Annotated in this window: 19 protein-coding genes and 3 tRNA genes; 7 read left to right on the top strand and 15 right to left on the bottom strand. The window is 60.3% G+C overall.

From position 1 onward, the window contains the following. Window positions 1–7: 7 nt before the first annotated feature. From rpoB to IE091_RS04960, 12 genes are all read right to left on the bottom strand, one after another. Window positions 8–4,084 (bottom strand): DNA-directed RNA polymerase subunit beta, encoded by a 4,077-nt coding sequence (gene rpoB, locus IE091_RS05015; protein ID WP_039180679.1) that lies wholly within the window; start codon window positions 4,082–4,084, stop codon window positions 8–10. Window positions 4,085–4,448: 364 nt separating this feature from the next. Next, window positions 4,449–4,817: a 50S ribosomal protein L7/L12 gene (gene rplL, locus IE091_RS05010; protein ID WP_016915768.1), complete on the bottom strand. Its 369-nt coding sequence runs from the start codon at window positions 4,815–4,817 to the stop codon at window positions 4,449–4,451. Window positions 4,818–4,919: 102 nt separating this feature from the next. After that, window positions 4,920–5,426, bottom strand: coding sequence for a 50S ribosomal protein L10 (rplJ, locus tag IE091_RS05005; RefSeq protein WP_016915767.1), 507 nt, complete (start codon window positions 5,424–5,426; stop codon window positions 4,920–4,922). 326 nt (window positions 5,427–5,752) lie between these two features. Beyond that, complete coding sequence (gene rplA / locus IE091_RS05000) at window positions 5,753–6,445, bottom strand: 50S ribosomal protein L1 (RefSeq protein WP_016915766.1); 693 nt, start codon at window positions 6,443–6,445, stop codon at window positions 5,753–5,755. A gap of 2 nt (window positions 6,446–6,447) precedes the next feature. After that, window positions 6,448–6,879 carry a 50S ribosomal protein L11 gene (gene rplK / locus IE091_RS04995; RefSeq protein WP_016915765.1) on the bottom strand — a complete coding sequence of 144 codons (432 nt, stop codon included), beginning with the start codon at window positions 6,877–6,879 and terminating at the stop codon, window positions 6,448–6,450. A 120-nt stretch (window positions 6,880–6,999) separates the two neighbouring features. Beyond that, entirely contained in the window at window positions 7,000–7,533 is a 534-nt protein-coding gene (gene nusG / locus IE091_RS04990) for a transcription termination/antitermination protein NusG (protein WP_016915764.1), read from the bottom strand. Between the two features lie 8 nt (window positions 7,534–7,541). Further along, complete coding sequence (gene secE, locus IE091_RS04985) at window positions 7,542–7,925, bottom strand: preprotein translocase subunit SecE (protein ID WP_189462968.1); 384 nt, start codon at window positions 7,923–7,925, stop codon at window positions 7,542–7,544. A 71-nt stretch (window positions 7,926–7,996) separates the two neighbouring features. Further along, window positions 7,997–8,072, bottom strand: a tRNA-Trp gene (locus IE091_RS04980). Window positions 8,073–8,215: 143 nt separating this feature from the next. Further along, window positions 8,216–8,290, bottom strand: a tRNA-Thr gene (locus IE091_RS04975). A 14-nt stretch (window positions 8,291–8,304) separates the two neighbouring features. Next, window positions 8,305–8,378: transfer RNA gene (locus IE091_RS04970), tRNA-Gly, on the bottom strand. A gap of 298 nt (window positions 8,379–8,676) precedes the next feature. Further along, a complete protein-coding gene (locus IE091_RS04965; protein ID WP_039180687.1) occupies window positions 8,677–9,516 on the bottom strand; it encodes a type III pantothenate kinase in 840 nt (279 codons plus the stop codon). Beyond that, entirely contained in the window at window positions 9,513–10,496 is a 984-nt protein-coding gene (locus IE091_RS04960; protein WP_189462967.1) for a biotin--[acetyl-CoA-carboxylase] ligase, read from the bottom strand. The genes IE091_RS04965 and IE091_RS04960 overlap by 4 nt, the downstream gene beginning before the upstream one ends. A gap of 163 nt (window positions 10,497–10,659) precedes the next feature. On the opposite strand from IE091_RS04960, the gene typA reads away from it, so the two are divergent. The 6 genes from typA to IE091_RS04930 all read left to right on the top strand — a co-directional run bounded on the left by typA (window position 10,660) and on the right by IE091_RS04930 (window position 18,201). Further along, entirely contained in the window at window positions 10,660–12,486 is a 1,827-nt protein-coding gene (gene typA / locus IE091_RS04955) for a translational GTPase TypA (protein ID WP_039180695.1), read from the top strand. 250 nt (window positions 12,487–12,736) lie between these two features. Next, complete coding sequence (locus IE091_RS04950) at window positions 12,737–14,173, top strand: sodium-dependent transporter (RefSeq protein ID WP_039180698.1); 1,437 nt, start codon at window positions 12,737–12,739, stop codon at window positions 14,171–14,173. An 82-nt stretch (window positions 14,174–14,255) separates the two neighbouring features. Further along, window positions 14,256–15,026 carry an ABC transporter ATP-binding protein gene (locus IE091_RS04945; RefSeq protein ID WP_189462966.1) on the top strand — a complete coding sequence of 257 codons (771 nt, stop codon included), beginning with the start codon at window positions 14,256–14,258 and terminating at the stop codon, window positions 15,024–15,026. Window positions 15,027–15,126: 100 nt separating this feature from the next. Further along, the gene (locus IE091_RS04940; protein WP_039180702.1) at window positions 15,127–15,855 is read left to right on the top strand and encodes an ABC transporter ATP-binding protein; all 729 of its coding nucleotides are present in this window, start codon (window positions 15,127–15,129) and stop codon (window positions 15,853–15,855) included. A 16-nt stretch (window positions 15,856–15,871) separates the two neighbouring features. Continuing rightward, complete coding sequence (locus IE091_RS04935) at window positions 15,872–16,879, top strand: branched-chain amino acid ABC transporter permease (protein ID WP_189462965.1); 1,008 nt, start codon at window positions 15,872–15,874, stop codon at window positions 16,877–16,879. Continuing rightward, window positions 16,876–18,201 (top strand): branched-chain amino acid ABC transporter permease, encoded by a 1,326-nt coding sequence (locus tag IE091_RS04930; protein WP_039180707.1) that lies wholly within the window; start codon window positions 16,876–16,878, stop codon window positions 18,199–18,201. Before IE091_RS04935 ends, IE091_RS04930 begins: the two co-directional genes overlap by 4 nt. A 111-nt stretch (window positions 18,202–18,312) precedes the next feature. Here the strand turns inward: IE091_RS04930 and IE091_RS04925 are convergent, their stop codons facing one another. The 3 genes from IE091_RS04925 to IE091_RS04915 all read right to left on the bottom strand — a co-directional run bounded on the left by IE091_RS04925 (window position 18,313) and on the right by IE091_RS04915 (window position 21,423). Then, complete coding sequence (locus tag IE091_RS04925; protein ID WP_039180708.1) at window positions 18,313–19,521, bottom strand: ABC transporter substrate-binding protein; 1,209 nt, start codon at window positions 19,519–19,521, stop codon at window positions 18,313–18,315. A 119-nt stretch (window positions 19,522–19,640) separates the two neighbouring features. Further along, window positions 19,641–21,206, bottom strand: a complete 1,566-nt coding sequence (locus tag IE091_RS04920) for a phospholipase D family protein (RefSeq protein ID WP_229800757.1) — start codon at window positions 21,204–21,206, stop codon at window positions 19,641–19,643. Continuing rightward, window positions 21,187–21,423 (bottom strand): hypothetical protein, encoded by a 237-nt coding sequence (locus IE091_RS04915; protein ID WP_100730924.1) that lies wholly within the window; start codon window positions 21,421–21,423, stop codon window positions 21,187–21,189. The genes IE091_RS04920 and IE091_RS04915 overlap by 20 nt, the downstream gene beginning before the upstream one ends. Window positions 21,424–21,489: 66 nt before the next feature. Here IE091_RS04915 and IE091_RS04910 point away from each other — a divergent pair, with 66 nt between their 5' ends. Continuing rightward, window positions 21,490–22,293 (top strand): TlpA disulfide reductase family protein, encoded by an 804-nt coding sequence (locus tag IE091_RS04910; protein WP_189462964.1) that lies wholly within the window; start codon window positions 21,490–21,492, stop codon window positions 22,291–22,293. Window positions 22,294–22,334: the final 41 nt, after the last annotated feature.

Raw genomic sequence — 22,334 nt, 5'->3', positions numbered from 1 at the left:
ACGGCTCCTAGCTCTCTAACTCGATATCGATGCCCAGCGAGCGGATTTCCTTCACGAGTACGTTGAAGGATTCCGGCATGCCTGCCTGCATGGTGTGGTCGCCATCCACGATGTTCTTGTACATCTTGGTGCGGCCTTCGACGTCGTCCGACTTGACGGTGAGCATCTCTTGTAGCGTGTACGCAGCGCCGTAGGCTTCCAACGCCCACACTTCCATCTCACCGAAGCGCTGACCACCGAACTGTGCCTTACCACCCAAGGGCTGCTGAGTCACCAGCGAGTAAGAACCGGTAGAACGCGCGTGCATCTTGTCGTCTACCAAGTGGTTGAGCTTCAGCATGTACATGTAGCCAACGGTGACCGGGCGGTCGAAGGCATCGCCGGTACGACCATCGTACAGCGCCATCTGACCGGATTCCGGAATGTCTGCCAGCTTCAGCAGGTGCTTGATCTCGTGCTCTTTGGCACCGTCAAACACCGGCGTGGCCATGGGCACACCGCCTTTGAGGTTTTTCGCCAGCGCGATGATTTCCTCGTCGGTCAGCGAATCGATGTCCTCCATGCGGGTGCCAGGCGTGTTGTAGACCTGCCCCAGGAAGTCACGAATTTCCGCAACCTGCTGGCCACGCGCATCACGCAGCATGGCCTCGATCTTGACGCCCAGGCCACGTGCCGCCATGCCCAGGTGGGTTTCCAGGATCTGACCGACGTTCATGCGCGACGGTACACCCAGCGGGTTCAGTACCACGTCCACCGGCTCGCCCTTCTCGTCGAACGGCATGTCTTCGATGGGCATGATCGCGGAGATAACACCCTTGTTACCGTGACGACCGGCCATCTTGTCGCCTGGCTGGATGCGACGCTTGACCGCCATGTAGACCTTGACGATTTTCAGCACGCCCGGCGCGAGGTCGTCGCCCTGGGTCAGCTTGCGTTTCTTGTCTTCGAAACGCTCGTCCATCTCTTTACGGCGGTTTTCGAGCTGCTCATCGGCCTGGGCCAGCAGTTCGTTGTAGGCTTCGTCCTGCATGCGCAGCTTGAACCACTGCTGACGGGGCAGTTCGTCCAGGTACGTCTCGCTCAGCACGTCGCCTTTTTTCAGGTTCGGGCCACCGTTGACGGCCTGACCTTCCAGGGTGCGTTTCAGACGCTCGAACGTCGCGTCTTCGGCGATCCGGTAGGTCTCCTGCAGGTCCTTGCGTACTTCGTCCAGCTGCATCTGCTCGATGGACAGGGCACGGGAGTCCTTCTCGACGCCGTCACGGGTGAACACCTGAACGTCGATGACCGTACCCTTCATGCCGGTGGGGGCGCGCAGGGAGGTGTCTTTCACGTCAGAGGCTTTCTCACCGAAGATGGCGCGCAGCAGCTTCTCTTCCGGTGTCAGCTGGGTTTCACCTTTCGGCGTTACCTTACCCACCAGAATGTCGCCGGGGCCGACTTCGGCACCGATGTACACAACGCCCGCTTCGTCCAGCTTGCCCAGCGCCGATTCACCGACGTTGGGGATATCGGAAGTGATCTCTTCCGGCCCCAGCTTGGTGTCACGCGACACACAGGTCAGTTCCTGAATGTGAATCGTGGTGAAGCGATCTTCCTGAACGACACGCTCGGAGAGCAGGATGGAGTCTTCGAAGTTGTAACCGTTCCAGGGCATGAACGCGATGCGCATGTTCTGGCCCAGGGCCAGATCACCCATGTCGACAGACGGACCGTCGGCCAGAATATCGCCGCGTGCCACGCTGTCGCCAGGCCGCACGATGGGGCGCTGGTTCATACAGGTGTTCTGGTTGGAGCGGGTGTACTTGGTCAGGTTGTAGATGTCGACGCCGGCTTCACCGCCGATGATTTCATCTTCGTTGACCCGCACCACCACACGACGTGCATCCACGGAGTCGATGACGCCGCCACGGCGCGCCACGGCACAAACGCCGGAGTCACGGGCAACGAAACGCTCCATGCCGGTACCGACCAGCGGCTTGTCGGCACGCAGGGTCGGAACGGCCTGACGCTGCATGTTCGCACCCATCAAGGCGCGGTTGGCGTCATCGTGCTCCAGGAACGGGATCAGGGCCGCTGCGACCGATACAACCTGACGCGGAGACACGTCCATCAGCGTCACTTGCTCAGGACGCATGAAGGTGGTTTCGCCGCGGTGGCGTACCTGCACCAGGTCATCGATCAGCTTGCCGGACTCGTCTACCGCCGCCGACGCCTGGGCGATAACGAAGTCGCCCTCCTCGATCGCCGACAGGTGAACGATGTCGTCGGTGACCTGACAGGCATTCACTTTGCGGTACGGCGTTTCCAGGAAGCCATAGCTGTTGGTATGGCTGTAGGTGGCCAGCGAGTTGATCAGACCGATATTCGGGCCTTCCGGCGTTTCGATCGGGCACAGACGACCGTAGTGCGTGGCGTGTACGTCACGTACTTCGAAGCCTGCACGCTCACGGGTCAGACCGCCCGGGCCGAGTGCCGATACACGACGCTTGTGAGTCACCTCGGAAAGCGGGTTGTTCTGGTCCATGAACTGGGACAGCTGGCTGGAACCGAAGAACTCTTTAACCGCCGCCGCCACGGGCTTGGCGTTGATCAAGTCCTGGGGCATCAAGCCTTCGCTCTCCGCCATGGACAGACGCTCTTTCACCGCACGCTCGACGCGCACCAGACCTACACGGAACTGGTTCTCGGCCATTTCGCCAACGCAGCGGATACGACGGTTGCCCAGGTGGTCGATATCGTCGACGTCACCAAAACCGTTACGGATGTTGATCAGCTCGCGCAGCACATCGAGGATGTCCTTGCGGTCCAATACACCGGAGCCCACGTCGGAGTCACGACGCAGACGACGGTTGAACTTCATCCGGCCCACGCCCGACAGGTCGTAGCGGTCTTCGGTGAAGAACAGGTTGTGGAACAGCGTTTCGGCGGCTTCCTTGGTGGGAGGCTCGCCAGGACGCATCATGCGGTAGATTTCGACCAGCGCTTCCAGCTGCGAGCTGGTTGTGTCCAGCTTCAGCGTGTCGGAAACGAAGGAACCGCAGTCCAGGTCATTGGTGTAGAGCGTTTCGATCAGGGTAATGCCGCCCTGAGCCATGCGCTCCAGCACTTCTGGGGTAATTTCGGTGTTGCACGGGCAGATCAGCTCGCCCGTCTTGGTGTCGATCTGGTCTTTGGCCAGCGTCTTGCCGAACAGGTACTCCATCGGCACTTCCAGACGCTCCAGACCCGCTTTTTCCAACTGGCGGATGTGCTTCTGGGTGATCCGACGGCCTTCTTCGACGATCAGCTCACCATCGGCATCCTTGATGTCGAAGGTGGCGGTTTCACCGCGCAGGCGCGACGGAACCAGCTCCACGGAGAAGCCAGACTTTTCGATATGGAAGGTACTGGTTTCGAAGAACTCGTCGAGGATCTCTTCGGTGCTCATGCCCAGCGCGCGCATCAGCACGGAAGCCGGCAGCTTGCGACGACGGTCGATACGCACGAAGACGTTGTCTTTCGGGTCGAACTCGAAGTCGAGCCATGAGCCACGGTAAGGAATCACGCGAGCAGAGTAGAGCAGCTTGCCGGAAGAGTGGCTCTTGCCCTTGTCATGATCGAAGAACACACCGGGTGAGCGGTGGAGCTGGGAAACGATTACCCGCTCGGTACCGTTGATGACGAAGGTACCGTTCTCGGTCATCAGGGGGATTTCCCCCATGTAGACTTCCTGCTCTTTGATATCCTTGATAGCCTTGTTCGAGGAGTCGCGATCATAGATGATCAAGCGAACCTTGACGCGCAGCGGGGCGGAGTAGGTCACGCCACGCAGCTGACACTCCTTCACATCGAACGCCGGCGTACCGAAGCGATAGCTGACATATTCCAGCGCGGCGTTACCCGAGAAGCTCTCGATCGGGAACACGGACTTGAATGCCGCGTGCAGACCCACTTCGTGCCGCTCATCAGGCGAACGATCCTGCTGGAGAAAGTCGTAGTAGGAATCAAGCTGGATGGCCAGCAAGTAAGGCACATCCATCACTTGGGGCAGTTTGCCGAAATCCTTGCGGATGCGTTTTTTCTCAGTATATGAGTAAGCCATCTGTATTCCCCAGCTTGTTCACCATGGGTGACCGATGCGTGGTCATCTGCCCGCGGGCGTTTCAGACGCAGACAGCAAGCTCCTCAATCGGTAGCTCGCCGTCAAAAATCTTGATAGATAACAGTGTTACGGTAGTGCTGTCCGCGCTTCGTTGTTGCCTGCCGACACGCTCACGCTTTACAACTGACGCATTACAACAACGTACGCTTCACAACAACGGTCCTGCTATTGTGCTGCTTTTTACCGCAGCGGCTCTGTCGTTTCGCTGCACGGCAGCATATTACAACAGAAAAAGGCCGGCAGCGGGATAGCCCGCCGCCAGCCGTGGAAGCTTACGCAGCGCGTAAAGCCATCAGCACAAGGATTACTTGAGCTCGACGGTTGCGCCAGCTTCTTCCAGCTTCTTCTTGGCAGCTTCAGCGTCGTCCTTGGACATCGCTTCTTTGATGGTCGCCGGAGCGCCGTCAACAGCGCCTTTGGCTTCTTTCAGGCCAAGACCGGTGATTTCACGAACGGCTTTGATGACGTTAACTTTCTTGTCACCAGCAGACGCCAGTACCAGGTCGAATTCGGTCTGCTCTTCAGCAGCTTCGCCAGCAGCAGCCGGACCAGCCATAACGGCTGCGGCAGCAGAAACGCCGAATTTCTCTTCCATCGCTTCGATCAGCTCGACAACTTCCATTACGGACATGTCGGCTACAGCATTGATGATATCGTCTTTGGTCAGTGCCATTGTTCCATTCCTAACTTTGCGGGAGTCTCGGACAACCGAGAACTCGGGATTTATTGCAGGTTCAGGCTGCGTGTCGATAACGCGGCCCGCAAGAAACGCTGCTTAGGCAGCTTCGGCTTCTTGCTTCTGGTCGCGCAGAGCGGCCAGGGTACGAACCAGCTTGCCAGCGGAGGCTTCTTTCATGACCGACATCAACTTGGCAATTGCCTCGTCGTAAGTCGGCAGGGTTGCCAGACGATCGATGTCAGCAGCCGGAATCAGCTCACCTTCGTAGGCCAACGCTTTGACTTCGAAGTTCTGCTCGGTTTTGGCAAACTCCTTGAACAGACGAGCGGCAGCGCCCGGATGCTCAGTGGAGAAAGCCAGCAGAGTAGGACCAACGAAGCTCTCGTTCAGACACTCCCACTGGGTGCCTTCGAGTGCGCGGCGAGCCAGCGTGTTACGAACAACACGCAGCTCTACACCATTCTCACGCGCCTGCTTGCGCAGATCGGTCATTTTACCGACCGTGACGCCGCGAGAATCGGCAACTACGACGGAGAGTGCGCCCTTGGCCGCTTCACTGACCTCGGCAACAATCGCTTTCTTGCCTTCAAGTGCTAGTGGCACAGTGATCACTCCTTCGTGCCGAAACCCGTCAAGGTTCCGGAGGTTACCATCTCTTCCAGGCCCAACAGCGGCACAGGAAGCCTTAGGGGATGGTGCTCACCAGAAAGCGGTTGCTAAAAGCGTTAACCAACTGGCGGCCACACCATCTGCGCAGGCGCTTTAGGGCGATTAAGCCGCCACTTCAGAAAAGCGGCGGCACCTGCGGTCTTTGACGGTGCCTCATCTGGCATAAAGCTCAGCGAGGGACCGCAAAGTTCTTGCTCGGTTCCAACCACCGGCAACACGAGATTTCGCTCGTGCCGCCAGCGGGACTATCCTCGACTCGCTTATACCAGCGAGGAGTGGTCGATAGTCAAACCCGGGCCCATGGTAGTGGACAGGGTGAACTTCTTGAAGTAGATGCCTTTGGAAGAGCTCGGCTTGAGTTTCTTCAGGTCAGCTACCAGTGCTTCCAGGTTACCCTGAACGGCGGTCACGTCAAAATCGACCTTGCCCAGCGTGGTGTGGATGATGCCGTTCTTGTCGGTACGGAAACGCACCTGACCCGCTTTGGCATTCTTGACCGCAGTGGCCACGTCAGGCGTCACGGTACCGACCTTCGGGTTCGGCATCAGGCCGCGCGGACCGAGGATCTGGCCCAGCTGACCGACAACGCGCATGGCATCCGGAGAAGCGATGACGACGTCGAAATCCATCACGCCTTTCTTGACCTGCTCGGCCAGCTCTTCCATGCCCACGATGTCAGCGCCGGCTTCTTTAGCCGCATCGGCGTTGGCACCCTGAGTGAACACAGCCACACGAACGTCTTTACCGGTGCCGTTAGGCATGACGGTAGCTCCACGAACGACCTGGTCGGATTTACGCGGATCGACACCCAGGTTGATCGCAACATCCAGAGACTCTTTGAACTTCACGGTTGACAGCTCAGAAAGCAGGGCAACGGCTTCTTCCAGAGAGTAAGCCTTGTTGCTGTCTACTTTCTCGCGAATCATCTTGGCGCGCTTGGACAGTTTAGCCATGATTAGAGACCCTCCACGTTTAAGCCCATGCTGCGAGCGCTACCAGCGATGGTACGCACTGCGGCTTCAAGATCAGCAGCCGTCATGTCAGGCTCTTTGGTCTTGGCGATCTCTTCCAGCTGTGCACGTGTCACGGTGCCAACCTTCTTCTTGTTCGGCTCACCAGAACCGGACTTGATGCCCGCTGCTTTTTTCAGCAGTACGGCAGCAGGCGGCGTCTTGGTGACGAACGTGAAGCTACGGTCTGAGTAGACGGTAATCACGACAGGCGTCGGCAGGCCCGGCTCAATCTCTTGAGTCGCGGCGTTGAACGCCTTACAGAATTCCATGATGTTCACGCCGTGCTGACCCAGCGCGGGGCCTACGGGCGGACTCGGGTTGGCTTTACCTGCAGCAACCTGCAGTTTGATATAAGCCTGTACTTTCTTGGCCATGATAATTACTCCAATTGGGTGATAACGCCTGACGGCTCCCCGGTACGCGTAAAGCAGCGCGGGGCTGCTTTACATGAATCCAGGACGGCACCCTCGGCACCATCCTGCAACAATTTGAAATTACTCTTTTTCTACCTGAGAGAACTCTAGCTCTACAGGCGTCGCGCGACCGAAGATCAGCACGCTGACCTGCAGACGGCTCTTGTCGTAGTTCACCTCTTCAACGACACCGTTGAAATCGGCGAACGGACCATCGATGACACGCACGGACTGACCCGGCTCGAACATGGTCTTGGGACGCGGCTTGTCGGTGCCGTCCTTCACACGACGAAGGATGGCTTCGGCTTCGCGACTGGTGATGGGCGCCGGCTTCTCTTTGGTGCCACCGATGAACCCCATGACACGCGGCGTTTCGTTCACCAGATGCCAGGTTTCGTCGACCATCTCCATCTCGACCAGCACATAACCAGGATAAAACTTGCGCTCACTCTTGCGGCGCTTGCCGTCGCGCATCTCGACCACTTCTTCCGTCGGCACCAGGATTTCGCCAAAGCGATCTTCCATGCCATACATTTTCACACGCTCGATCAGCGAGCGCATGACATGCTTTTCAAAGCCGGAATAAGCGTGGACGACGTACCAACGTTTGGACATGAAAACTCCTAACCAATAACGCCGGACATCGCCCAGCCAAGAAGAGTGTCAATCAACCACAGCATCAACCCTACCACCAGCACAGCCACCAGTACGATGGCGGTCGTTTGAATGGTTTCAGGACGGGTTGGCCATACAACGCGCTGAATCTCTTTCTTGGCGCTGACAGCAAGCTCGATCAGGTCGCGACCCTTGGCGGTGGTCAGCGCAATCAATCCTGCCAACGCACACAGCACAACGACACCCAGGACACGATAGAGCAGGCCAATATCGGTGAAATAGGTATTACCAACGACTGCAACAACAAGCAGCGCCACAGCCGCCGCCCACTTGAGCCCGTCATGGCGCGTCTGTTGCACCTCATCGCCATGTTTTACGGAACTAGGCTTCATAAAAACGAGACTCCTAAGGGTGCAGCGAGCGACAAAGGAATTCTAGAAAGACTTGCCAACCTGGGGAAGATTGGCAGGCCAGGAGGGAATCGAACCCCCAACCTGCGGTTTTGGAGACCGCTGCTCTGCCAATTGAGCTACTGGCCTGTATCGTCAAATGCGCAATTTATTACCTGCGCAAGAGCGGGCGCCATGATAGCGGAGATTTTTCCGCCTGACAACCCTTACACCACACCCACTGCCGTGGGCGAAGACAAAAAAAGCGAGCATCGCTCGCTTTCTTCGCAATATGGAGCTCATGGACGGAATTGAACCGTCGACCTCACCCTTACCAAGGGTGTGCTCTACCCCTGAGCTACATGAGCTAAACACATCAAACTGGAGCGGGCGGCGGGAATCGAACCCGCACCATCAGCTTGGAAGGCTGAGGTTCTACCATTGAACTACGCCCGCCGAACTTGCCTAAAGAATGACAATCCGCTGCACGAGAAACAGTAGCTAATGCCCGCTTACCGGCTTTTCATTCACAGACACTGACAGCTCAGTGCCCATACAATCTGGTGGAGAGGGAAGGATTCGAACCTTCGAAGCTTTCGTCTCCATCTGTGGCGGCATATTATGCCAGCCTTCAAAACAGTGTCAAGCCAAAAGCTCTTTATTTTCGAGGCTTTCACTTGCTTGCCGATTGAATCAATCAGCTTTGCAAGCCATTCGTCTTGACTGCATCTGCTTTGGAACGCGCTGCATTCTGTCAAAGCAGCATGGAGAATGCAAGCCCCGCGCGAATTTTTTCCAACGAAACCGGCTCCGGCACCCGCGGCGCCCCCGACATCTTGCCTGCGCGCTCGGCAAAGGTCAGCGGAAATGTGGCTTCGAGACCGCCATATACCATGTCGGGCCAGACGGCATGGGGCACCTGGACCCCGCGCGACACCACGCGCGCATCTCCCCCGGTCAGCAGCATGGGCAGCGCCACCCCCTGCTGGTCGCATACTTCACTGTAAATACGATTGATGGCACTGACCGCCGCCATGTAGATGCCATGGTTGACGGCATCCACCGTACGCCTGCCTGGCTCCAGCAGCGCGTCGGCCTCGCTGTCGGGGTCGATGGCCACATTGCGAGTGCCCAGCTTGAGGCTCTCTTTCATCAATCGCAAACCTGGAATGATGAAGCCCCCCAGATGCACGCCGCCCGGCAACACGAAGTCGATGGTAATGGCACTGCCGCAATCCACCGCACAGCAGCCACCGGCCAGCTGGTAACCTGCCAGCGCCCCCATCCACCGGTCTACGCCCAGGCGGCCAGGCTCCTCATAGCCATTGACGACGCCCAACGCTTCGGGCGTCGAGCGCGCCACATGAACCTGCCGCACCTGACGGCGCAGCAAGGCGACGGTTTCTTCCAGCACGGCAGCCCTGGCCACGCTGGAAATACGTACGGCTTCCACGACGCCCAGGTCAGGAATGTCTGCCCCTGGACGCCACTCCTCCCGGGTCCATACGGCCCCACGGGAACGGATCTCGCTGCTTTCGGAATCCTTGAGACGCCACTTCGACAGCGTGTTGCCGATATCCAAATCCAGAATCATAGACGCCTACGTACGCTGATCTCACCGCCCGACAGGCGTCGCGAGTGACCGTTTTCAGTAACCCACAGGTTACCACTTTCATCGACATCGCCTGCAACGGCGTCGCTGGTGCGCTCCCCCTGAATGACCCGGATGGGCAGCCCAGAATAGGCATGGCGCTGGTTCCAGGCATCGAGCCAGGGTGCAAATCCGCTGGCTTCGAACCCCGCCAGCATGCTCAGCAACCCCGACACCATGTCCGCCGCCAGCTGGTTGCGCGAGATTCCGGGCTGCGCATCGAACAATGCGGCCACCGGCTGGTCGATGGTCGCTCGCAGGCTATCGGGCAGCATCAAGTTCATGCCAATGCCGATCACTACTTCACAGGGGCCTGCGGCATCCCCCGTCACTTCGATCAGAATACCCGCGAGCTTGCCAAGCTCATCCCCTTGTTCGGCCAGCAGCACGTCGTTGGGCCACTTCAGCTTGGGCGCCACGCCATACTGTTCGAGCACTTGAGAGACCACGACGCCCACCGCCAGACTCAGCCCCTCCAGAGCATTGACGCCGGACTCGAAGCGCCAGCCCATGGATACCATCAGGCTCTGCCCCCAAGGCGTCGACCAGACGCGACCTCGTCGGCCTCGCCCTGCCGTCTGCAGCTCGACGAAACACACTTCACCGTGGCCTGCGCCCTGTGAAAACCGCTCACGCAAGTATTCGTTGCTGGAAGGCAGCTGGTCTTCGACGAACAGGCGCGCCAGCAGGTGGCGGGCATCCGCAGGTAGCCGTTCGACGATACGCGCGCCATCCAACGGCTCGAGCGGGTAAGCCAGGCGATAGCCTCGCCCTTTGACGGCGACCAGCTCGACGCCCAGCGCTTCGAGTTTCTTCAACTGTTTCCACACGGCGGCTCGGGAAACGCCTAACGCCTCCCCTAACTGTTCACCGGAATGAACCTCGCCATCGCTCAACAAACGCATCAGGTTACCGATGGTCATGTGCCTGCCCCAACTGGGAAAACGCCTATCTTAACGGAACCGTCATGAAGGCGAAAACTGCCGCGTTTAGGTTATTGACTTGGTGCTTTATTTAAGACAGCGCTGGTAGTGGACCGTACCCAGACCCTATAATGCCGCCCTATTTTTCCAGCAGGATCGCGTCGTGATCGAGAATCTTCGCAACATTGCCATTATTGCCCACGTTGACCACGGTAAAACTACCTTGGTAGACAAACTGTTAAGCCAGTCTGGAACGCTCGACCGCAAGGCCGAAGGCCAAGAGCGTATCATGGACTCCAATGACCAGGAGAAGGAGCGTGGTATCACCATCCTGGCCAAGAACACTGCTATTCAGTGGCAAGATGGCAATGGCAAGGATTACCACATCAACATCGTGGACACCCCTGGGCACGCCGACTTCGGTGGTGAAGTAGAGCGCGTCATGTCCATGGTGGACTCTGTGCTGCTGCTGGTCGACGCCGTCGATGGCCCGATGCCACAGACCCGCTTCGTGACCCAGAAAGCTTTCTCACAGGGCCTCAAGCCTATCGTGGTGGTCAACAAGATCGACCGCCCCGGCGCGCGTCCCGACTGGGTCATCGACCAGATCTTCGATCTGTTCGACAACCTGGGCGCCACCGACGACCAGCTCGACTTCCCGATCATCTACTGCTCGGCCCTGAACGGCATTGCGGGCATGGACCCGGAAGAGCTGGCCGAGAACATGGACCCGATGTTCCAGGCTATCGTCGATATCGTCGAGCCGCCGAAAGTCGAAGTGGACGGCCCCTTCCAGATGCAGATTTCTGCCCTGGACTATAACAGCTACGTCGGCGTCATCGGCCTGGGCCGCATCAAGCGCGGTTCCGTGAAGCCCAACCAGCAGATCTCGGTGATCGGCGTGGATGGCAAGGTGCGCAAGGGCAAGATCGGTCAGGTCATGACTCACATGGGCCTCGAGCGCGTGCAGACCACCGAAGCCACCGCTGGCGATATCGTGTGCATCACCGGTATCGAAGAGCTGTCCATCTCGGACACCCTGTGTGACCCGAGCGCCGTCGATGCGCTGCCGCCGCTGTCCGTAGACGAGCCCACCGTCTCGATGACCTTCCAGGTCAACGATTCGCCGTTCGCAGGCAAGGATGGCAAGTTCGTCACCAGCCGCAACATCAAGGATCGCCTGGACCAGGAGCTGATCCACAACGTGGCGCTGCGCGTCGAGCAGGGCGAAACGCCCGAGAAGTTCAAGGTCTCCGGGCGTGGCGAGCTGCACCTGTCGGTGCTGATCGAAACCATGCGCCGTGAAGGCTTCGAGCTGGCCGTTGGCCGTCCCGAGGTCATCATCAAGGAGATCGACGGCATCAAGCAGGAGCCCTACGAAGAGGTCATCATCGACTGTGAAGAGCAGCATCAGGGCTCGATCATGGAAGAGCTGGGCTACCGCAAGGGCGAGCTGACCAACATGAACCCGGATGGCAAGGGCCGTGTGCGTCTCGACTTCATGATCCCGGCACGTGGCTTGATCGGTTTCCGTGGCCAGTTCCTGACCTTGACGTCGGGCACCGGCATCCTGACCAGCCGCTTCGACCACTACGGCCCGCTGAAGCCCGATGCCGCCATCGAGCGTCGTAACGGCGTCATGGTCTCCATGGTGGATGGCAAGGCGCTGGCCTACGCTCTGTATACCCTGCAAGACCGCGGCAAGCTGATCATCGACCACGGTACCGAAGTGTACGAAGGCATGCTGGTCGGTATCCACAGCCGCGCCAACGACCTGGTGGTCAACCCCACCAAGGGTAAGAAGCTGGATAACATGCGCGCGTCAGGCAACGATGAAAACATCGTGCTGACACCGCCGGTGAAGTTCACGCTGGAACAGGCCATCGAGTTCCTCGACTCCGACGAGCTGGTCGAAGTGACGCCGACCTTCATCCGCCTGCGCAAGAAGCTGCTGAAAGAGAACGAGCGCAAGCGTTCCAGCAAGAAGTAAACGGATCGCTGCCATGGAAAGCCCGCCACTGTGCGGGCTTTTTGCTACCTCAGCCCATGGTCGACTGTGCTGGGCGGGCCACAAATATCATCATTAACGCAACCTAAACGCTAGCGTGCTGGAAAGCGTCGCCATTCTATCGCACAGTAACGCAATCGTTGACGCCCTCGGGGCGCTATCACGCTACAATTCATACAAGTGTTTGGATACCTACCCCCATCCGACACCACTACCATGGACACTCCTTCACATGAGCGGTCATAACGTCTGGACGCACAAGGGCACCTTCTTGTTGGCAGCGGTGGGCTCTGCCGTTGGCCTGGGCAACCTTTGGCGCTTTCCCTATCTCACCGGTGAAAACGGCGGTGGCGCTTTCATTCTGATCTATGCGCTGACCATCTTTGCCGTGGGCATTCCCATTCTGATTGCCGAGACCATGCTGGGCCGCACCAGCCGCCAAAGCCCGATCATGGGCATGCGCCATTTGACCCGCACCCACAAGACCTCGCGCGCCTGGGAGTCGATCGGCTGGCTGGGGGCCGCCTCGGCCTTTCTGATCCTGAGTTTCTACTCGGTGATCGCGGGCTGGGCTCTGCATTACACTTGGCTCATGCTGACCGGCTCGCTGGTCGGGGCCGATGCCCAGACCATTGGCGAGGGCTTCAATGCGCTGCTGGCCTCGCCAGGGCTGATGACGCTCTATCACACGCTGTTCATCGCCGCGTCGGCCTTGATCGTGGGCATGGGCATCCACAAGGGCATCGAATCGGGGCTGCGCATCATGATGCCCGCCCTGTTCGTCATCCTGATCGTGGTGCTGATCTACGGCATCATCAACGGAGACGTGGGTGCGGCGGCCAGCTTCCTGTTCACGTTCAACATCGGTGATCTGAGCCTGGAAGGCTGGCTGCAGGCGATGGGGCAATCCTTCTTCACGCTGAGCCTGGGGATGGGCGCCATCATGGCCTATGGCGCTTACATGTCCAGCGAGGCATCGCTGACCCGCACGGCGATTGCCGTGGCGTTCGTGGACACCGCCGTGGCCATGGTCGCGGGCCTGGCCATCTTCTCGCTGGTGTTCGGCGCAGGCCTGGAAACCGGCCAGGGGCCGGGGCTGATGTTCGTGACCCTGCCGCTGGCGTTCGCCGACATGCCCTTTGGTGCGCTGGTAGGTGGCGTATTCTTCATTCTGGTGCTGGGCGCTGCCATCAGCTCGTCCATCTCCCTGATCGAGCCGGTCGCGGCGTTTCTGGTCGAGCGCTTCGACATGACGCGCCCTCAGGCGGTCACCATCATGGTCGTGGCGGCCTGGGCCATGGGCCTGCTCACGGTGGTCAGCTTCAACGTCTGGGCCGAGGGCACGATTTTCCACACCCTGTTTGGCCGCAGCGCCTTCGATTTCATCGAGCTGTTGACCAACATCTTCATGCCGCTGGGCGGCCTGCTGATCGCGCTGTTCGCCGGCTGGGCCCTGACCCAGAGCGAAGTGATGAAAGAGCTGGGCACCCACCAGACGTGGTTCAAGACATGGCGCTTCCTGGTGCGCTATGTCGGCCCTGCCGCGGTCTCGTTCGTCTTTTTGCGCACGCTCCCCCAGGTGGAAGGCTATGCCATTCCCGCACTGGGCGCGCTGGTCATCGTCGGAGCCTTTGCCGCCAGCCAGCGGCTTCGCCAAGCCAGAGGCTAGATACCGACCAACGCAACATCATGGGTTTCAACAATAACATGCGATGGCAGGCGGCCCTGGCCGCCTGCCTGCCGAGGACACCATGCACCCCCTTATCGAAGTACAACATGTCAACAAGGCATTCGGTGGGTTACACGTCATCAACGACTGCTCCATACGCGTGGAGAAGGGCTCGATCACCGGCATGATTGGCCCCAACGGGGCAGGCAAATCGACCCTGTTCAACCTGATTGCCGGGGCGCTCACGCCGGACAGCGGCCGCATCCTGCTGGAAGGTGAAGACATTACCTCCCTCAGCGCCGACCAGCGCTTTCACAAGGGACTGCTGCGCACCTTTCAGATCGCCCACGAATTCAGCCAGATGAGCGCGCTGGAAAATCTCATGATGGTGCCCCCCCATCAGGCAGGGGAAAGCCTGTTCAACACCTGGTTCAAGCCGGGCCTGGTGCGCCAGCAGGAGGACGAGGTGCGCCAGCGAGCGCTGGAAGTCATCGACTTCGTGGGCCTGCACCACGTGCGCAATGAGCTGGCGGGCAACCTCTCTGGTGGCCAGAAGAAACTGCTGGAACTGGGCCGCACCATGATGACCGATGCCAAGGTAGTGCTGCTCGACGAGATTGCCGCCGGCGTCAACCGCACCCTGCTGGGCGACCTGATGGGCAACATCGAGCGCCTCAACCGTGAGATGGGCTACACCTTCCTGGTCATCGAGCATGATATGGACATGATCTCTCGCCTGTGTGACCCGGTCATCGTACTGGCGCAAGGCAGCGTCATGGTCGAGGGTCATATCAAGGACATACAGAACAACCCTGCCGTGATCGAGGCTTATTTCGGGACCGATGCCGCGTAGCGCACGGCAGCCCACTACCGCCATGTCACTGCCTGGCAGCGCATGGAGATAACAACATGATCGTGACAGAAACACTGCGCGACGTTTGCTGAGACACCTTATGTCATCTACCCCCGCAACTCCCCAGCCGCTGCTCGAAGCGCGCCATGTGCACGGCGGCTATGGCAGCATGAATATCCTCAACGGGGTCGACATGACCCTGTACGCCGATGAGGTCGGCGTGATCGTCGGCCCCAACGGCGCAGGCAAATCGACCATGCTCAAGGCGGTGTTTGGCCTGCTCAACGTCAATCAGGGCGAAATACTGCTCAACGGTCAGCCGATCCACAACCTGCCACCGAATCAGCTGGTGGAGCGTGGCATGGGCTTCGTGCCTCAGGAGAAGAACGTCTTTCCCAGCCTGACGGTGAAGGAAAACCTGGAGATGGGGGCCTACCTGAAGCCCAACAACGTCAAGCGCATGCTTGAGCAGGTATACGACTTCTTCCCGCCGCTGGTGGAGAAACGCCATCAGCCGGCGGGGGAGCTGTCGGGCGGCCAGCGTCAGATGGTGGCCATGGGCCGTGCTCTGATGGCAGAGCCCAGCCTGCTGCTGCTGGACGAACCCACGGCGGGGTTGTCGCCACTCTACATGAACGAAATCTTTGACCGCGTGAAAAAGATCAATGCCGCAGGCGTTGGCATCTTGATGGTCGAACAGAACGCCAAGCAGGCACTGGCCATTGCCGACAAGGGCTTTGTGCTGGCCGCCGGGCAGAACCGCTTCACGGACACAGGGGCTGCGCTGCTGGCCGACCCGGATGTCGCAAAAAGCTTTTTGGGCGGCTAGCCCGGGGGAGAAACCTGTGAACGAACTGGTCTTTTTTATCAATAACGTGGTGATCGCGGGCAGCGTGACAGGCTCGATCTATGCCATCGGGGCAATTGGCGTCACGCTGATCTTCAGCATCATGCGCTTTGCGCACTTTGCCCACGCCGACATGATGACCTTCGGCGCCTTCATGGTGCTGCTGCTGACCACCGCCTTCCCGGCGGTCGGCCCCAGCATAGGCGTGCCGACCGCACTGGTCATGCTGCCCCTGGCCATGCTCTTGACCGCGCTGCTGGCGGTGGGCATCGACAAGGCCTTTTACAAGCCGCTGCGTGCCCACGGCGTCAAGCCCATCGTCATGGTGATTGGCTCCCTCGGTGTCACCCTGATGCTGCAGGGCCTGATTCGTCTGTTTGCCGGTACCGGCGGGCAAAGCCTTTACGTGGATGACCGCAAGGAAATCTTCCGCATTGCCCTGCCCTTCGAAGGGGTCCGTGCGCCCATCGTGATCACTGAACCACAGATTTACCTGTTCGTGATCACCCTGGTAGCCGTCATTGCGCTGCACGTCTTTCTGAATCGCTCACGGTTGGGCAAGGCCATGCGCGCCATGTCGGACAACCCGGAGCTGGCCCAGGCGTCGGGCATCAATACCAACACCATCGTGGCGGTGACCTGGGTGATTGCAGGGGGCCTGGCGGCCATCGCCGGTACGCTGCTGTCGCTGGATGTCACCTTCAAGCCGGACCTGAGCTTCTTCCTGCTGCTGCCGATCTTTGCAGCGGCCATCGTGGGCGGCGTGGGGCACCCTTACGGCGCCATTGCCGGCGGGTTCGTGGTGGGCTTTGCCGAGACCCTGGCCGTCTTCAACTGGAACGTGCTGTTACGCCCCTTCCGCGACAACTTGCCCGCCTGGCTGGAGCTGCCGTCGAACCTGGCGTTCGTGAGCACGGAGTACAAGATCGTGGTGCCCTTCTTTATCCTGGTGGCCATTCTCGTATGGCGTCCCACCGGTCTGTTTAAAGGCAAGGTGATCCAATGAACCCTTCATCGAAGCTGCGCAACCCCGACTACACGCCGCAGGATGCTACGCCCAAACGCCGGTTCCCGATTCGTGAGCTGGTGCTGTTCGGCGCGCTGTTTGCGGCCATTCTGGCGGTCTATGCCATCATGGGATCGGCTTACAGCACCCGTATGCTGGTCGAAGCCGCCTGCTATGCCATCCTGGCGCTGGGCCTGACCATTCAGTGGGGGTACGCGGGCCAGTTCAATGCGGGCGTCATGGGCTTCGTGGCGCTGGGTGGCTTCTGCGCCATGCTGTTCAGTGTGCCGGTCAACGATGCTTTCTGGGGCAGCGAGCTGCCTGGCGAACTCGGTCGCGTGTTGCTCTACGGCCTGGCGGCTTTCGTGGTGGTGCTGGGCGCCACGCGTCTCGACCGCCTGGGCGTGCCGAAAAAACTGCGTACCGTGGTGGCCGTGGTGCTGGCCGTGGTGCTCTACCTGGTGGTCATCAGCCTGCTGCGCGATGTCACCAGCCAGATTCAATCCCAGGCAGGTTTCGTCGGCGGTTTCGGCCTGCCAGCCTGGGTCGGCTGGATCGTCGGCGGTGCCCTGGCAGGCGGCGTGGGCTACCTGATCGGCCATGTCTGCCTGGGCCTGCGCAGCGACTACCTTGCCATTGCCACGCTGGGCATTGCAGAAATCATCAAGGCGTTTCTGAAGAATTCCGACTGGCTCACCCGGGGCACGGCCACGGTGTCTCCGCTCCCCTGGCCAACCCCTGGCCCCGCCGAGCTGGGCTTTACGCTGGCACGCGCGGTGTATCTATCGCTCACGGCGGTGGTCATCGCGGTCATCTTCTTCCTGCTCCATCGCGCCTACCACGCGCCCTGGGGGCGCATGATTCGCGCCATCCGTGACAACGAAGTCTCGTCATCGGCCATGGGCAAGGACATCAACAAGCGCCGCCTGGAGATTTTCGTGCTGGGCTGCATTCTGATGGGCCTGGGGGGCGGCATGCTGGGCACCTTCAACAGCCTGTTCGACCCGCAAGGCTACCTGCCCCTCAACCACACCTTCCTGGTGCTGGTGATGGTGATTCTGGGCGGCCCGGGCAATAACCTGGGCACGATCTTTGGTGCCGTGGCGGTCTATATCATCTGGATCATGTCGGAACCGCTGGCGCTGTTCTTGATGCAGCTGTTCGTCTCGCTGGGCGAAAGCGCCTTTGGCTGGGAGGCACCGGGCAACATGGACAGCCGAGCTCTCCAGGCCAGGGTGCTGGTGATTGGCATGCTGATCACCCTGGTACTGCGCTTTGCTCCCAAGGGGCTGCTGCCCGAGAAGATCAAGACCCACGGATAACACGCCCCGTAACGCTTACCCCAATAACACTCACCACAATGCAAAATGCCCGGCCAATCATGGCCGGGCATTCGTTTGTGGGCGGTCAGTTGACCAGTACTGCGTCCAGGGTTATGGCTCTACCAACCCTTTGGTGGTGAAGGTGCCGTTCTCGACCACCATCTCGACCACCACGCCGGGCACATCGCCGTTCTCGTCGAACTCATGAGAGCCGGAAGCGCCTTCGTAGTTGATCTCGGTGCCTTCGGCAATCAGCGCCACCGCTTTTTCCCATTCGCCCGGCAGAATCACTTCACCCGGCGCGCTGGAAACGCTGCGCAGCGCTTCCGACAATCCTTCACGCTCGGCGCTGCCGTTCTGCTCGATGGCCAGGGCAATCAGGAAAGCCGCATCGTACGCCTGGGCGGCAAACACCGCGCTGGGGTCGATGCCCGCGGCTTCGGCGGCGCTATTGAACAGTTCCGTGCCGGGCAGCTCCGGGCTACCGGGGCGCGTGGCGATCATGCCATCGAGGACATCGGCACCAATCGCCTGCACCAGGCTGTCTCCTACCATGCCGTCGGCACCCACGTACTGGGTGAACATGCCACTCTCATAGGCTTGACGCAGCACGGTCTGGCCAGAGGTGTCGGCATAGGCCAGCACGACCAGGGTGTCGGCGCCACTGGCGGAGAGGGAGCCCAGTTCGGAGCGGTAGTCGGCACGGTTGTCTTCGTGGGCCAGATTTTCGGCCACTTCGCCACCGCCCGCCGTGAAGGCCGCGCTGAAGGCGTCAGAAAGGCCACGGCCATAGTCGTTGTTCACGAACGTGACGGCGACGTAGTCGATGCCCTTGTCCAGCAGCAGTTTGGCCAGCATTTCGCCCTGGAAGGCGTCGGACGGCACGGTACGGAACACCAGGTCGTTATCGTTCAGCTCGGACACCGCAGGCGCGGTGGAGGCGGGAGACACCATCATCACGCCGCCGGGGATGGCCGCGTTATTGGCCGCAGCAATCGTGGCCCCGGTGCACAGCGCACCGACGATGGCGGTGACGTTTTCAGTATTGACCATACGGTCGGCGGCGTTGGACGCGGCCGATGCATCCGAGCAGGTCGTATCCCCTGACGGCATGACCAGCGTCTGGCCGCCCAGCACGCCCCCCTGTTCGTTGATCTGGGCAACGGCGAGCTTGGCCCCCTCGAAAATAGGCGGCGTCAGGCTTTCGATCCCCCCGGTAAAGCCGCCCAGGAAGCCCACTTTGACTTCCGCCTGGGCCACCCCTGTCAGGGCCATGGTAGAGGCCGCAATGGCGGTGGCTAATGCGCGCTTGTTGATCATGTTATTTGTCGCTCCCAGTGTGTTGAGTGCCTCGACTCTCCGACGCGAGGCTCCCCTTAATCTGGAACCGGAACGCCAAAAACACAAGCAACGCTTTCCAACGCTTCATGATGAAGTGCTTATAACCACTTTTCCAGGCGCAGCACACGACTGATCCAGGCATTGAAGTGTCGCCACCAGCCTCCGGGCTCTTCGGTCAGCACCGCCAGCTGCCCTTCCTGCTGCCACTGCCAGACCAGCTGCCCTTGCTCATCCAGCCGCACCTGATAGCTGATCGCCGGGTCCTGACCCACGCTCACCAACGTGTCGAAAGCATCCACCAGCGACGCACTGCGCATCAGCACGCCGACTTCGGTATTCCACAGCACCGAACGCGGGTCCACGTTGAACGAACCGACGAACAGCTGATCATCGAACAGGATGGCTTTGATATGCAGCGCCGAGGCAGAGGCCCCTGGCACGCGCATCTCCTCGCGCTCCGCGCCTGCACCGCCCTCCTGTTCAGGCCGCATTTCATAGAGGCTGACACCGCTCTCCAGCAGAGTCGCCCGCCATGGCGCATAAGGGCCATGCACCACGGCCGCGTCGGTGGATTCCAGAGAGTTGGTGATGATATCGACCTCGACCCCCTGCTCCGACAGCTCGACCAGGCGCCTCACCCCCCGCTCGGTGGGCACGAAATAGGCCGAAATCAGTACCAGTCGCTCATCGAGATGGGTGGCTTGGGTCAGATCGCCCAACAGGGTGTCCTGCCAGTCTGGCGCGCCAGCCTGAGCCAGTTTGCCAGGGGCATCCCATAGCGCCAGCCCTTCCCCCCAGTGCAGGGTTTCCCACGGCGGCGCCTGGCGAGGCTGCTGACGCAAACCGGTGAAGTAAGAGGAGTCGGCGTGCTCCTCCAGCCACTCGTCCAGCGACACCTTCAGCGCTTGCCAGGCAGAGGCGTCAGCCTGGTGATAGCGCTCGATGGGTTGGGACAGGCCATGGTTCCAGTAAAGATCGAAGCTTTCCGACAGCGCAGGCACCACATCACCTATCGTCACCACATCCAGGTCGGCAAAGTTGCGCGCGTCATTGGCATCGAAGTACTCATCGCCCAGATTACGCCCGCCGACGATAGCCACGCTGTTATCGGCAATCCACAGTTTGTTGTGCATGCGCCGATGCTGCTGGCCGGGATTGACCGCCGATGCGAGCACCCGGGTGACCAGATGGCCGCGCCCCACCGGCAGCGGGTTGTATACCCGCACATGGATATTGGGATGGCTGGCCAAGGCCGCCAGGCGGTCGCCTTGCCCCACCGCCCCGATATCATCGACCAGCAGGCGTACACGCACGCCCTGTTCGGCGGCCTCCATCAGGCGCGACAGCACCAGCCGCGTGGTTTGCCCATCGCCCAGCAGGTAGGTCTGAATGTTCAACTCCCGCTGCGCCTGGCTGATCAGCCCTGCCCGCACGGCGAAGGCCTCCTGGCCATTGGCCAGCAGCGCAAAACCGTCTGGCGCCGTCTGTTCCGCCATGGCCTGCGCCACCTGGGTACCCAGCCAGGTCTCGCGGGCGTCGCTGAGCGAAAGCGCACTATGGTGGTCACGCACCACGGCGTGGGTGCACCCCACCAGCAGGCTGCAGAGCAGTAATAGCCAAGCTACGCGCATGCCCCACAGGGCGTTAACCATCGTGGCGGTCACGCGCAGCTTCCGCTTGCTGCTTCTGGCGGCGCTTGGCGCGGTACCAGCGCAGCGTGGCAATGGACAGCGCCACGCCCACCATGGCCGCCAGCACGCCCCCCTGCCAGGGCCGGGCGGCGTCGCCCATCACGGTTTCCAGGGTGATAATGAGCGTTAGCCCCAACGCCTGTGAGCCAATCGCCAGGGCGCGCAGGCGGTCAAAGGAAGTTTGCGACATCGACCTCTCCGTGATGTGTTGCATGCATGATATGGTGAATCAGTGTACCTGCTTACGGACAAACTGATGAATGCCATTGCACTTGGCCCGCTGCTGATCTCGACGCCACGCCTCTACGCCCTGGGTGTGGCGCTCATGCTGCTGGTGAGCAGCCGCTACCTGCTGGGGCTGAGTGCCCAGCAGCACACGCGCTGGTTCAACGGCTTGCTGCTGGTATGGCTGGTCGGCGCTCGTGCCGTGTTCGTCATTCTACACTGGGAGAGCTACAGTGAGGCGCCGCTGGATGCCCTCAAGCTGTGGCAGCCAGGTTTCAATGCCCTTGGCGGCATGGTGGCGGGCCTTGTATGGACCGCCTGGGCACTGCGTGTACGGCTGCTGGCCATGCTCGGCGGCCTGGCCATGACCGTAGGTGCCGCCAGCCTCTGGCTGGTTCTGGTCACCCTGGCGCCGCTGGGGCCCTCCTTTGCGGTGGCGTCCGTGCCGGACATCACCCTGGAAGACCTGGACGGCAACCCGGTGAATCTGGCCTCCCTCGATGCGCAGGGTGACCTGCTGATGGTCAACCTGTGGGCCACCTGGTGCCCGCCCTGCCTCCGCGAAATGCCGTTGCTGGAAGCCGCAGACCAGATGGAGGGGGTCAGCGTGGTGGTGGTCAACCAGGGCGAAGACCTGTTGCCCATCGTGCGCTACCTGGATGAACAGCAGCTGGTGTTTCGTCATGCACTGCGCGACCCTCGGCAGCTGCTGATGGCCGAATTCGCAGCCCCCGGCCTGCCCACGACCGTATTGTTCGACGCCCAAGGGCGAACACTGGACGTGCACGTCGGTGAACTCACCCGCGCTCACCTGGAGCGCTGGCTGAACGATTGACCATGATAGCCCTTAATCCCCTCGCTGCTTTGCGTTAGAAT

It is taken from the genome of Vreelandella hamiltonii (assembly GCF_014651775.1).
Lineage (GTDB): Bacteria > Pseudomonadota > Gammaproteobacteria > Pseudomonadales > Halomonadaceae > Vreelandella > Vreelandella hamiltonii.
Note: the sequence above shows the minus strand (reverse complement) of the source record. Positions and strands in the feature narration are given on the sequence as shown.

What these genes read in the sequence shown, in the direction of transcription:
- IE091_RS04915 (WP_100730924.1), bottom strand. Translation starts at nt 21,423, where the DNA reads ATGTCGCAAACTTCCTTTGACCGCCTGCGCGCCCTGGCGATTGGCTCA.
- IE091_RS04965 (WP_039180687.1), bottom strand. Translation starts at nt 9,516, where the DNA reads ATGATTCTGGATTTGGATATCGGCAACACGCTGTCGAAGTGGCGTCTC.
- IE091_RS04925 (WP_039180708.1), bottom strand. Translation starts at nt 19,521, where the DNA reads ATGATCAACAAGCGCGCATTAGCCACCGCCATTGCGGCCTCTACCATG.
- IE091_RS04930 (WP_039180707.1), top strand. Translation starts at nt 16,876, where the DNA reads ATGAACCCTTCATCGAAGCTGCGCAACCCCGACTACACGCCGCAGGAT.
- rpoB (WP_039180679.1), bottom strand. Translation starts at nt 4,084, where the DNA reads ATGGCTTACTCATATACTGAGAAAAAACGCATCCGCAAGGATTTCGGC.
- IE091_RS04940 (WP_039180702.1), top strand. Translation starts at nt 15,127, where the DNA reads ATGTCATCTACCCCCGCAACTCCCCAGCCGCTGCTCGAAGCGCGCCAT.
- secE (WP_189462968.1), bottom strand. Translation starts at nt 7,925, where the DNA reads ATGAAGCCTAGTTCCGTAAAACATGGCGATGAGGTGCAACAGACGCGC.
- rplL (WP_016915768.1), bottom strand. Translation starts at nt 4,817, where the DNA reads ATGGCACTGACCAAAGACGATATCATCAATGCTGTAGCCGACATGTCC.
- IE091_RS04960 (WP_189462967.1), bottom strand. Translation starts at nt 10,496, where the DNA reads ATGACCATCGGTAACCTGATGCGTTTGTTGAGCGATGGCGAGGTTCAT.
- rplK (WP_016915765.1), bottom strand. Translation starts at nt 6,879, where the DNA reads ATGGCCAAGAAAGTACAGGCTTATATCAAACTGCAGGTTGCTGCAGGT.
- rplA (WP_016915766.1), bottom strand. Translation starts at nt 6,445, where the DNA reads ATGGCTAAACTGTCCAAGCGCGCCAAGATGATTCGCGAGAAAGTAGAC.
- IE091_RS04910 (WP_189462964.1), top strand. Translation starts at nt 21,490, where the DNA reads ATGAATGCCATTGCACTTGGCCCGCTGCTGATCTCGACGCCACGCCTC.
- IE091_RS04950 (WP_039180698.1), top strand. Translation starts at nt 12,737, where the DNA reads ATGAGCGGTCATAACGTCTGGACGCACAAGGGCACCTTCTTGTTGGCA.
- IE091_RS04945 (WP_189462966.1), top strand. Translation starts at nt 14,256, where the DNA reads ATGCACCCCCTTATCGAAGTACAACATGTCAACAAGGCATTCGGTGGG.
- nusG (WP_016915764.1), bottom strand. Translation starts at nt 7,533, where the DNA reads ATGTCCAAACGTTGGTACGTCGTCCACGCTTATTCCGGCTTTGAAAAG.